Origin of the sequence: Alkalibacterium kapii (genome assembly GCF_007988865.1) — a bacterium.
GTDB classification, from domain to species: domain Bacteria; phylum Bacillota; class Bacilli; order Lactobacillales; family Carnobacteriaceae_A; genus Alkalibacterium; species Alkalibacterium kapii.
Window position 1 is genome coordinate 1 of sequence record NZ_BJUY01000032.1, and the last position, 11449, is coordinate 11449.

General features: G+C 41.5%; 9 protein-coding genes, 1 tRNA gene and 2 pseudogenes. 2 read left to right on the forward strand and 10 right to left on the reverse strand.

Features of this window, described 5'->3' with window-relative positions; all coding sequences use genetic code 11:
- Positions 1-229 precede the first annotated feature (229 nt).
- Positions 230-303 (reverse strand) — tRNA-Arg (locus tag AKA01nite_RS08555).
- A 235-nt stretch (positions 304-538) separates the two neighbouring features.
- Here AKA01nite_RS08555 and AKA01nite_RS08560 point away from each other — a divergent pair.
- A pseudogene (locus tag AKA01nite_RS08560) lies at positions 539-1164 on the forward strand (YczE/YyaS/YitT family protein).
- Between the two features lie 194 nt (positions 1165-1358).
- Here the strand turns inward: AKA01nite_RS08560 and AKA01nite_RS08565 are convergent.
- The 9 genes from AKA01nite_RS08565 to AKA01nite_RS08605 form a co-directional block, all read right to left on the reverse strand.
- Positions 1359-3116, reverse strand: a complete 1758-nt coding sequence (locus AKA01nite_RS08565; protein ID WP_146924910.1) for an ABC transporter ATP-binding protein — start codon at positions 3114-3116, stop codon at positions 1359-1361.
- Positions 3113-4912 (reverse strand): ABC transporter ATP-binding protein, encoded by a 1800-nt coding sequence (locus tag AKA01nite_RS08570; protein ID WP_146924911.1) that lies wholly within the window; start codon positions 4910-4912, stop codon positions 3113-3115. Before AKA01nite_RS08570 ends, AKA01nite_RS08565 begins: the two co-directional genes overlap by 4 nt.
- A gap of 392 nt (positions 4913-5304) precedes the next feature.
- Entirely contained in the window at positions 5305-5625 is a 321-nt protein-coding gene (locus tag AKA01nite_RS08575) for a PTS lactose/cellobiose transporter subunit IIA (protein WP_146924912.1), read from the reverse strand.
- Positions 5618-5965 (reverse strand): PTS sugar transporter subunit IIB, encoded by a 348-nt coding sequence (locus AKA01nite_RS08580; protein WP_146924913.1) that lies wholly within the window; start codon positions 5963-5965, stop codon positions 5618-5620. Before AKA01nite_RS08580 ends, AKA01nite_RS08575 begins: the two co-directional genes overlap by 8 nt.
- A gap of 126 nt (positions 5966-6091) precedes the next feature.
- On the reverse strand, positions 6092-7075 hold the full coding sequence (locus AKA01nite_RS08585) for a Gfo/Idh/MocA family protein (RefSeq protein ID WP_146924914.1): 984 nt from the start codon (positions 7073-7075) through the stop codon (positions 6092-6094).
- A gap of 60 nt (positions 7076-7135) precedes the next feature.
- Positions 7136-7978, reverse strand: a complete 843-nt coding sequence (locus tag AKA01nite_RS08590) for a metallophosphoesterase (RefSeq protein WP_146924915.1) — start codon at positions 7976-7978, stop codon at positions 7136-7138.
- 313 nt (positions 7979-8291) lie between these two features.
- Entirely contained in the window at positions 8292-8579 is a 288-nt protein-coding gene (locus AKA01nite_RS08595; RefSeq protein WP_146924916.1) for a hypothetical protein, read from the reverse strand.
- A gap of 360 nt (positions 8580-8939) precedes the next feature.
- Complete coding sequence (locus AKA01nite_RS08600; protein ID WP_146924917.1) at positions 8940-10418, reverse strand: DUF1538 domain-containing protein; 1479 nt, start codon at positions 10416-10418, stop codon at positions 8940-8942.
- Positions 10419-10442: 24 nt separating this feature from the next.
- Positions 10443-11087, reverse strand: coding sequence for a P-II family nitrogen regulator (locus AKA01nite_RS08605; protein WP_146924918.1), 645 nt, complete (start codon positions 11085-11087; stop codon positions 10443-10445).
- A 213-nt stretch (positions 11088-11300) separates the two neighbouring features.
- On the opposite strand from AKA01nite_RS08605, the pseudogene AKA01nite_RS09485 reads away from it, so the two are divergent.
- Positions 11301-11449 (forward strand): annotated as a pseudogene (locus AKA01nite_RS09485) (sodium-dependent transporter); the annotation flags it as partial.

Here is an 11449-nt window from a genome sequence, read left to right on the forward strand (position 1 = left end):
CGTTTCTTCTTGGTATCGACCGAACTTCCTCATCTTCGGCTCTTGCGGCTCACGATTCTTCTTTGTATCAGCCGAACTTACACCCTTAAAGAAATCCTACGAGCCTTTAAAAGAATAAGAGCAGGGATATACGTCCTCTATCGTCATTACAGTAAACACTGATGTACTTAAGTCATTAATATGAAAAGACACCGTCCATCGCGAGATTAACGGTGTCTTTCTGATATAGTAGAGCTAGCCGGAATCAAACCGGCAACCTTTTCCTTAGGAGGGAAATGCTCTATTCAATTGAGCTATAGCTCTATGATCTTCCTTGGTTATTATACTACAAGTGTCTTGTTTTGACTATTAAAACTGGTGAATTTTTTATAGTTTTTCATCTTATCTCAACAAAATACTATTTTCTACAATTGAATAAATCATGAACGGCTCACTGATTTTTCGTTTAAACTTATTGAGTTTCCTCATATTATATTGACATCAAGCCGTTTTCCCCCTATGATGATGATTGAGAAAAAATTACAAGAAAGAGGTCACTATGAAAAAAGTTAAAATTATTTATTCATTATTGGGGACTATTTTTATTGCTGTTGCGGTCTCAGCTTTCCGTCTGGCAAGTTTAGGTACAGATCCTTATACTACTTTTAATCTAGGATTCAGTAATCTACTTAATATGGAATTTGGTATTTTCTAAACACTTCCAGTTTACTGATGCTTATTTATATATTTTTTGCGAATAGAGCTCTTGTTGGTATAGGAACGATTATCAGTATTTTTGTAGTCGGAAATCTATCGGACGTTTTCGTCAATTTCATCACCAATGGATTTGGCGCGCCGGAAGGTCTAGCGATACGGTTACTTATATCCGCTTTAGGTATTGTTTCGATGTCTATGGGCGCCGCTTTGTATATCGAAGCAAAAGAGGGCGTTGCACCTTATGATGCCATGCCGATTATTCTATCTGAAAAAACTGGACTTTCCTATCGTCTTTCGCGTGTTATTGTTGATATTACACTGGTAGTCATCGGTTTTTCACTTGGTTCACAGTTAGGCATCAATACGGTCATCACTGCTTTCTTCCTCGGACCATTCATCCAATTCTTCCGAAATATTTTTGAGAAGGATCTGAATACTAAAGCCTTACGTTATTCGACGAAAAAATAAAGTATTAAAAAAGAGACTAGGACAAAAACGTTCCAGTCTCTTTTTTGCGTTTCCGAATTTATTTTTAAGCGAGCTGTAAATACCAAACAGGCCTTCCACTTCTCGTATATTACTCTATAATCTACAATGACCCTGCTCTTGTCCGCTCCAGTCATTCAGGCCTGAACTTCCATATCGTGCATTCTTTTCTAAGCCTATACTGGAATAACCTGGCCTTTCTTCTGCATTTCGTACATTTCATTATACACACCTTTTTTATTTAGCAGTTCTTTGTGGCGACCACGTTCGATGATTTCTCCTTGCTGAAGGACCAGAATCTGATCAGCATGCTGAATCGTCGATAGGCAGTGGGCGATGATAAAGGTCGTCCGGCCTTTTTTCAGCACATTCATAGCGTGCTGGATGATTTCTTCTGTTTCCGTATCGATGGATGAAGTGGCTTCATCCAGAATCAGGATCTTGGGATCAAAAGCCAGAGCTCTGGCAAAAGATATCAGTTGCCGCTGCCCCGAACTTAGCGTGCTGCCCTTTTCCACAACGGGTTCGTCCAATCCTTTTTCGAATCTCTCAATGAGGTCCTGGCCACCGACTTCTATCAGCGCCTGACGTGCGGTTTCTTTGGAGATCGAGGGATTATCCATTGTTATGTTGGAATAGATCGTTCCAGTGAACAAGAAGGGATCCTGCAAAACAACGCCCATCCCCTGACGGACAGATTGCCTTGAATAAGCCTTTGTTTCCTGACCATCAATAGTGATTTCGCCAGACTGCGGATCATAAAAACGGAATAACAGATTCATGATCGAACTTTTACCTGACCCCGTGTGGCCAACCAGCGCAATGGTTTGACCCGGTTCTGCAGCAAAGTCGATATTTTTTAGAACCTGTTTCTCTTCATTATAGCCAAAGTTGACATTATGAAAAGCCACGCGACCTTGTGTGACGGTTAAATCAGCTTCGGGGTTGTCTTCACTTTCCATATCCATGAGTTCAAATACCCGGTCACCGGCTGCGATCGCCTGCTGTACGAATGCGATTTGCTGTATCGTTCCTTTAATTGGTTCATACAACCGGCTGACGTACTCGCCGAATAAGTAAAGCATCCCCACTGATACGCCTAGCACCCCATTAATATATTGGGTACTGAAATAAACCATGAGCAGAAGTAAGGAAAAACGCTGCAAAAAGTCGGCAAAGGTCCACTGAAAAGCAGAGTCTAAAATGACGTATTTGCGCATGACGTCGTACCATTTTTCGTTGATTTCTTCAAACTCGGCTTGAATTTTTTCTTCCTGTCCAAATGCCTGCACGATCTGCATGCCCTGAATGGTTTCATTCAATTTACCATTAATATCTGAGTTGAATTCCCGTTCTTTCTTGGTATATTTTCTAGCATACTTAGTGTAATAGTTGTTCCACAAATACATGACTGGAATCAAAATCAATAAAGTCAATGCCAGTCCCTGATGAAAAAAGGCGATAGCCAGATACGTTCCGATTATATAGAACACGTTGATCAGTATTTGACCGATTGTTGCGACATAAAACTGCTGTCTGAGACTTTCTGTGTCATTCGTGATCCGTGCAACGATTTTTCCTGCAGGGAGATTGTCAAAGTAACTGATCGGCAGTTTTTGTACTTTGGTATAGAGTTCATCACGCAGAATTTTGATGATACCATTAGCTGCTCTCATCCGGTAGATAGATGATACATAACGCATGATGACCGTTGTCACCAGCAGACCAAAGTAAACAGCCATCAGCTCAATCAATGCGTTTGTAATCGGCGTGCCTTCTCTTGCGGCTGGCGTGATCACATTATCGATGACGCGCTGGGCAATAATCGGTGCACCCAAATCTGTCACGGTTGATATAATCACCAGACCGATACCTATCGCAAAATAGCCTTTAAAATATTTCATGTAAGAAAGGAGTCTTTTCACTGTGCTCATCTGACTTCTCCCCTTTTAGTCGTCTCATCGCTTCTCAGCTGTTTTTCTGTTTCATCTTCATTTAAAAATTCCTTGATTTCCTGTTTCTTGAACTGATCATAGTACCAGCCCTGTTTTTCAATCAATTCATCGTGGGTCCCGCGTTCAATAATGCGACCCTGATCGAGCACCACTATTTCATCGGCACCTTTGACGGCAGAAAGTCGGTGTGTTGAAATGATCGTGGTCTTGTCTTTTCTGACTGCTTCAATGTTTGCGATGATACTTTGCTCAGTTTTTGCATCCACGGCCGACAACGAATCATCCAGGATCAAGATTTGTGGATCTTTGATCAGCGCGCGGGCAATGGATATCCGCTGCTTTTGTCCACCGGAAATCGCGACCCCTTTTTCACCGATCATGGTGTCCAGTCCATGTTCCATATTATTCAAATCCTCTTCAAAGGAAGACAGTCGAATACTTTTTAAAATATCCTGATCAGACGCATCTTCTTTACCGAAAGCAATATTATCTCTGACGCTTCGACTGAACAATACATGATCTTGCGGCACATAACCAATAAGCTGCCGGAGTGACGGATCCTCATACTCACTGTATGCCTGCTGCCCCATTGTGAAGGTGCCCTGACCTTTGGGGAACTGATTTAGAAGTTGTCGAATCAGTGTCGTCTTTCCTGATCCCGTTTTCCCTACGATTCCCAGTGTCTTTCCTTTAGGTAAGGCTAATTCTATATGATTTAAATTTATCGTTTCGCTGGATGTGTATTTGAATGTGAAATCATTGAACTGAAAGTCTTCAACTGTTCTGGCAGGTACTTTTCCGCTGAAATCAAGTCCATCGGTAGCCGAAATAACAGCTTCCACTCGACGCATCGAGGCACTCCCTTGTCTTAAAATCAGGATCAGCTCGGACACTGAAATGATTGGCCAGATCATCATGCCTAAGTACATTTGAAAGGCAATGATGTCACCCACTGTCAATCCACCTTGTGAAACTAGTATAGCCCCGTAAGTGAGTGCGATCATGGTGCTGATTCCAGCAAAAGTTTTGACAGTTGGAGCAAAGACTGCTGACAGCTCACTGACCCGATTATTCTTTTTCAGGAGATCGCTTGTTTGATTTTTAAATTTGTCAATAAAGTCTCCTTCTTTAACATACGCACGTATTACCCGCATGCCATCAATCATTTCCAAGACATCATCGTTGACAGAAGAAAAAGATTTCTGCGAGATCTCATAGGCCTCGTCTACCTGGGCCCCTTTTACCTTGATCACGTAAGCCATGGGCAGCAAAGGAAGGACTGTTGCAAAGGTCAATGGCCAGCTGACCGTTACGCCCATCATTACCACTAAAGTGGCAGTGAAGCCTGTTGCGCTCATTAAAACAAGCATACCGTAGCCAGCCGTATCTGCCAGAGCCCGGATATCCTGCGTGCCTCGCGCTAATAAGTCACCGGTCCTGAATTTTTCAAAGTACGGTGCCCGCATTCTAAGGAAATGACGCATCAGTCTGCTCCTCATCTGACGCTGAAGTTTGTATGCGCCGGAAAACAAGCCGTATCCCCAGATAAGATCCAGTCCATAAGTAATAAAGACCAAGGAAGCGAATTGTATGGTATACACGAAGAGTAGATTCGCATCCATTTCCCCAGTAACTATGGCATCAATAAAACGTCCGATAAGAAATGGAATAAAGACTGCAAAAATATTTGATATGGCCAGTGTGATGAATGATATAATGTACTGCCATTTATGTTCTTTGAAGAAAAATTTCAATTTTATTAATACATCAAACATGGATAACCTCCTTTTTCTATGTTGCTTTTAACCTGTATAAAAAAAGACAGTCCACTCCCTGTGAGAGAATAGACTGAATCATCTTATACTTGTTTTACTTCGCTGTTACTTTTCAAACTGATTCTAGTGTATTGTCATGGAGAGCCTGATCGTATTTACCAAACTGGCAATGGTTTGACCGGATATGCTTTTTAAGCAAACGAAAAACGTTGTCATTGGAAACTCTCCTTTTCGGCAAATAAAATAAATACATACTACTGCTAATAACTATACACCGAACGATTTTTAAATACAATAAGTATTCACTGTTTTTTTAACGGTTTCAAAAAAACTGAACCCTTGATTTGGACGCCCACTTGGCGCATTGTTTTCCAAATAAGAGTTCAGGATTTTTAATTTATCCGCTTGTACAATTCCGTGATTTCTTCAGCCAAGTCATGATAAGTCATGGCATTCATGACGTGGTCGCCGGCGTGGACCAAAAGGAGAGTCACTTCCACTTTCTGGCCGTCCGCTTCTTTGGCGAGTAATTCAGTTTGGATCTCATGTGCTTTGTTAATGGCTTCAACTGAACCGTCTAATTTTTTTTGTGCACGTTCAAAATCATTATTCCGCGCGGCAGCAATGGCTTCCATGGCACTGCTTCGCGCATCGCCCCCATACATAATAAGTGTCATAACAACTTCCATGATTTCCTCTCCGGGTTTAGACATGTTCATCCTCCTCAAAGGAACCTTCGTCTAAGACATGTAGTGCTCTGTCTAGTATTTTTTCGCCATTCAAGGTTCTGAAATCTTGTCTGGAAATGATTTCTACAAGAAACCCTTCTGCATATCCTAACATTTTGAACTTGTTTTTTAAATGCGCTACTTGAGGTCCGAGCATAAGGATATCGACGGGTTTAGTTTTTACTTTTGCTTCAGCTTCAGGTTCTGAAACAGCAAAAATACTTACCTCGTCTTTTCTTTCCTCTGCAACTTTTTTCATCTCACTAACTAAAATACTGGTGCTCATTCCTGCAGTGCAGACGAGCATGATCGTTTTTTGAGCCAATACATCCACTTCCTCTTATCGGAATGCTTTTATATCTGGTCCTCAGTTACATAAATTATTGATGCTCTCATAATTGGTTCAGCGTGTTCACTTTTTTCTTTAAAGGTCAATCGATTCTTCCGCTTTTTAACTTTGCTGTCTGATGGTTTCAAGGACTTCATGCACATCGTGAGAAAGGCTCAACCAGTCGTTAAGCTTTTCTTTGCTTTCTTCTTTATCTGGGTTCTTCATGACATCGGCAAAGGCTTTGGCTTCCCAGATCAGAGGATTTTCTGAAGGTTCATCAAGTTCAATCGTTTTTCGTTCACGGGTTCTCGCATCCACGAGTTCGGCTTTTTCTACACCGGTAATGGCATCGAGTACCAGGGTTTTACCCAGCCCGTAAACTTCTGAAGAAGCCAGTGCGGTGATTATTTTCCCGTAGCGTATGGTGACGTCATAATCCGGGTAACGCAGGATGACGATTCCTTTACCGTCAACACCGGTACTGATTTTTTGTGAAAAGGCATGGACCGATTCAGGCTTGCCGAACCAGCGTAAGGCTGCATAGACTGTATAAATCCCCAAGTCATTCACGGCACCGCCACCAAATTTTGTTGAAAAAATAGGCGGTTCCTGGCCGGCCAGAACGTTATCAAAGCGGGATGAATATTTAGCATAAACCAATGAGGCGCCGTAAATGCCTTCAAATCCTTGAATGACTTCTGTCAGTTTTACAAAGTTCGGTTCAAAGATATGACGGGCCGCTTCGACGACGATCACGCCTTTTTCCTTTGCCAGATCAATAAGCTCTGTCCATTGGCTTAAGGATGTGATCATCGGTTTTTCAACGATTGCATGTTTTCCGTGCATGATGGCCTCTTTTGCCTGACTGAAGTGCAGGCTGTTCGGCGAGGCGACGTATATTACATCGATGGCGTCATCACTCAAAAAGGCTTCAAAGTCATCGTAGGCTTTTGCTGCCCCGTAACGGTCTTTAAAGCTATTAGCTTTTTTTATATGCCTTGAATAAACCCCCTGATAAGTATAGTCACCACTCGCTTTTGCTGCTTCAACGAATTGTTCTGTGATCATGCTTGTTCCAATTGTTCCTAATCTTAATTTTGTCATTTGTCTCTCTCCTTTGACTCATTTTAAATGATAATCTATGGATTTAAAAATTTAGCGCCTTTAGTTTAATGTAATCGTAACGATTTCTGGTCGATTATTGATTCTAATAGGAAAAGAGGAGTTTCCTAAACCACGTGAGACGATCATTCGCTTGGTCGGATCTTCATCATGATTAAAGAGACCGTAGTCATATTTGGGAAATAGTCCCTGTCCCGGGGCAAAAACGCCTCCCAGAAATGGCAACCTGAACTGGCCGGCATGGGTATGTCCGCTCAGTATCAGATCTGGTGTTTTGGTTTTATCCAGCATGTAGTGGACAAAATATTCGGGCCGGTGGGCAAGAAGGATTTTTGGGCGACTGACCAGGGTTTCTGTTAATACGATAGGACCTAAAATCGGTTGAGGCAGGTCAGTCTGATCTTGCCTTTCTGTGAGTCCCATCAAAGTAACGCCTTCATCCGATCCTTCGGGTAAAGCCACCGCTTCATCGATCAGCAATCTTACTCCAGCCTTTGTTAAAATAGAGCGGTACTCACTGAATGACCCACTTGCGATATCGTGATTCCCCGTTACTGCATAAGTAGGTGAAATTCTTGCGCATTCTTCAGCAAAGTGACGCAAAGGTGTATCGCTGAAACCGTCAAGACCTGCTTGAACAAGATCTCCTGTAATCACTATATAGTCGGGTTCTTGTTTTTCAGTCGTATCTAAAATCGTTTCAACATAGCTTTTGTTTGTATGCGCTTTGAAATGCAAGTCGGTTAGATGAACTATTTTTTTGCCTTTCATATTTTCACTTAACTTGGGAATCGTGATAGTGTAGCGGGAAACGTCTATCATATAGTTTTGTATGTAAATATACCCCAGTACCGCTAAACTGAGTGCTAACAGAATCCAGGCCATCGCTGTTCCTCCCGTTCAATTATTTATATTCGAAAAGTTATTCTTATTGTAACATAGAATGGAAGGTGCCAGTATCCTTTAATGCTTGAACGCTGAACGATGCAAAAATTAAAGCTTTATTGTTGTAGGGTATTAAAAAAAAATAGGAGGATGATCCAATTGAGTTAAGGGATGCTGATTGGTGTGGTTGACTGGAACGTGGTCATTTAATAGTTAAGCGTATTCAATTACTTGAACTTGAAAAAAGTTGGAATGCTTTGACGGGAAACACTCATCTGAGTGCATTGTACTGGTAAGGTTATGAGTCGATGAATTACTTGGAAGCACGCGTTTCTGATTCCTTGTTTTTTTGAAAATAGAATAAATGTTCAAACGATATCGAGTGGATAACTTTTCTTTTGTCTGAACCGTGCTGGATAAAAGAAACCGTCTTGACCTGCATTTGGAATAGATCTTCCCATGTCATATTATAGCGTCGTAGAATGATGTCTAATGGGCAATCCATTTCGCCATCAGCATTTTCAATCACTTCATGCTCTCTGACGAGTAATTCTTTTGATTCACTTGCTGTCTCTATCACATAAATAAACCGATTTCCCACTGCTTATTCCTTCTTTCCTGCACAGGATGAGTGCACCTGTATCTCTGAGTTGTTCTAATTATACGCGAGACCCCCCCTTATGTCTGTGTCTAAAATGAGACAATCTTCATAAATATTCTCACAGATTTTAACCTTTATCAAAACGCTGGTTTTATGTATAATATTTTGTTATTTAATTCACTGAAAGTATTGAAACGGGTTCATCTTGTGCAATACGAGGAAAGTTACCTTTTAAAACTAAACGTGTATAAAATGTGACAATAAAAAAATATGAGAACGACTCGTTTACACTTATAAAAAGACTTCCACTCTAGTCAATGCTCAGTCCAAAGTGGAAGTTGTTCGTCAATATGGATTTTTTCATTGTTTACTTTTATTTTTGTAATAAGCATCCGCGAGTCCAAAGAGTTGAATGGTCAGTATTGGAGTCATTGCTACGATGGCTATCATACCAAAGCCGTCGATCAATACCGATGCGCCTTCTGCTCCCTCAGCTGCACCTTGAATAAAACCTAAAATAAAGGTCGCCGTCATCGGTCCAGAAGCGACACCCCCCGCATCAAAAGCCATTGTGACGATCGTATTGGAATTAAAGTAACTTAAAACAAAGACCAGGAGATAGCCCGGCAAGAGAATATGCCAGAGTTCAAGAGACGCGCTCGTTACACGTAAAGCGGCAAGCAGCGTGGCCGTACCCACTCCAACGGATAAAGCAGTCAGAACAAAGACGGGTTTAAGCGCTCCGGCAGTCACACGTTCGATTTGTTCAGTCAAAACAGCAACGGCAGGTTCTGCCAGAATGGTCACCATACCAAGTATAAAGGACAGAACGTAGAACCAGCCGTTCTGATCGCCTTCCATCAGCTTATAACCAATAATACTTCCAATATCGATAAAGCCGAAATTCACACCTGTCAGGAATATCAGCAAGCCTGTAATGACATATACAATGCCTAACATAATTCGGTGGAATCTCCGTTTAGGTAATTTAAGAAACAAGATTTGATACAGAATAAATAAAACGGCTATCGGAGCGATAGCCGTCAAAACGTCTCCAAGCTGATCTTTACTTATTTCAAATAAATTGAAAAACAGCGAACCACTTAGTCCAAATGAAACATCCAGATCTCCGCTTAAGGATTCAGTCGGATTTATCAAATTACTGAACAAGACGGTTATGACGGCACCGGCCGAAGCAATAGCTACCAGACCGAAACTGTCTTCCCCTTTACGAATGGTATTTTTCTTAAGTGAAGAGATCCCTGCAGAAAGGGCCAGTAGAAACGGAACGGTAATGGAACCTGTGGTTGCGCCGGAAGCATCGAAGGCGATCGAAAGAAATTCAGATGAGGCGAAAAGTGATAATAGAAGTATGATACTGTAACTGGCCAGCATGATCGCCATGAATGACCAGGTATAAACGATACGTAATAAGCCTATGACGACCATGACAGCAATGCCCACCGATACGATAAAGACGAGCAGGCTGCCTCCGATCGCTCCGTTGGTTACTAAACTGATCTGATTGCCTAAAACCGTCAGACTGGGTTCTGCCATAGAGATCATAAAGCCTAGAATCAAGCCAACGATGATCAAAATGCTTATTTTGTTGGAACGGGCTATCCCCTTACCAATGTAGTCCCCGATCGGTGATATGGCTATTTCTACACCGACTAAAAAAAGAGTCAATCCAATGACGATACAGACTGTTCCCAGTACAAAAGCTGTCAGAACCGCTGGGCTGAAAGGAACGAGAAAGAAGTGAATCAGCCAGACGAACAGGAAAATAGGCGTCACGGATCGTGTGACTTGCAAAAGTTTTTCACTGATAATAGTCATGTTGTCCTCCTACATTTTATACGGTTAAATAACACCTTTTGTTTCACTCAGATCCGTTGTGAATAAAATACCTGTGTTTGGTTCTTCTAAATTCATTTCATCATTGATCGACTGAATGATTTTGTCAGTGATCGTGTTCGGTGACAAGATCAGTACAATGTCTTTTTCAGGTTCGATTTCCATATTAAAGACGCGTTTCGTTTCTTTACCACCGGATCCATGCGCATGAATCACCGTTCCTCCTTGTGATCCCGCTTGATTTGCTGCTTCCAGAACACGTTCCGACTCCCCTTCGTCGACAATAATAAAAATGGCTTGATACATACCTGTCTGCTCCTTTTCCTTTAGTGCTGTCTTTTTTTCATGAACGATACCGATCACTTTATTCAGCGGCAGCCGGAAACCGACACCGCGATTTTTTTTCGTCAGCTGTTTTTTCTCAACGACATGATCCATAGTTTCTTTTGCTATTTCTGTAGGGGCAATCATCAGAACGATGTCTCTTTTTATAATGTCTATTCCCAATGTACGCAAAATCCCTGACCGGACCGTTCCTTCTCCAGGAAAAACTGTGCCGCCTCTGATCCCTGTTTCTTTGGCCAGTCTTATACACTGATCCCCTTCGGTATGCCGGACGATGAACCCAAGCAGATCCATACTTTCAAGCATTTCATGCCCTCCTTCATTTTTAGTCTCTTCTTAAGTATAACTGTTTTACCTGACGTTTGCACATTTGTATCATCAATTTAAAAGCAAGCCTTTTCTTGATGTGACAGCTTTTTTACTATAAATAACCCTTGTAATCGATGGTTTATTCAGATAAAATGGAAGTTATTAAAAAAATCTCATCTTTTTTTAATGTAAAAAACAAGGAGTGGTTATATGTCAGCAAAGAGGGAACAGTGGGGGTCCCGGTGGGGTTTTATTTTAGCAACGATGGGATCTGCTGTGGGATTAGGTAATATATGGCGTTTTTCATATGCAATGGGATCCAACGGAGGTTCAGCTTTTTTAATTATTTATTTATTAAG

What these genes read in the sequence shown, in the direction of transcription:
- AKA01nite_RS08565 (WP_146924910.1), bottom strand. Translation starts at nt 3,116, where the DNA reads ATGAGCACAGTGAAAAGACTCCTTTCTTACATGAAATATTTTAAAGGC.
- AKA01nite_RS08570 (WP_146924911.1), bottom strand. Translation starts at nt 4,912, where the DNA reads ATGTTTGATGTATTAATAAAATTGAAATTTTTCTTCAAAGAACATAAA.
- AKA01nite_RS08575 (WP_146924912.1), bottom strand. Translation starts at nt 5,625, where the DNA reads ATGTCTAAACCCGGAGAGGAAATCATGGAAGTTGTTATGACACTTATT.
- AKA01nite_RS08585 (WP_146924914.1), bottom strand. Translation starts at nt 7,075, where the DNA reads ATGACAAAATTAAGATTAGGAACAATTGGAACAAGCATGATCACAGAA.
- AKA01nite_RS08590 (WP_146924915.1), bottom strand. Translation starts at nt 7,978, where the DNA reads ATGGCCTGGATTCTGTTAGCACTCAGTTTAGCGGTACTGGGGTATATT.
- AKA01nite_RS08600 (WP_146924917.1), bottom strand. Translation starts at nt 10,418, where the DNA reads ATGACTATTATCAGTGAAAAACTTTTGCAAGTCACACGATCCGTGACG.
- AKA01nite_RS08605 (WP_146924918.1), bottom strand. Translation starts at nt 11,087, where the DNA reads ATGCTTGAAAGTATGGATCTGCTTGGGTTCATCGTCCGGCATACCGAA.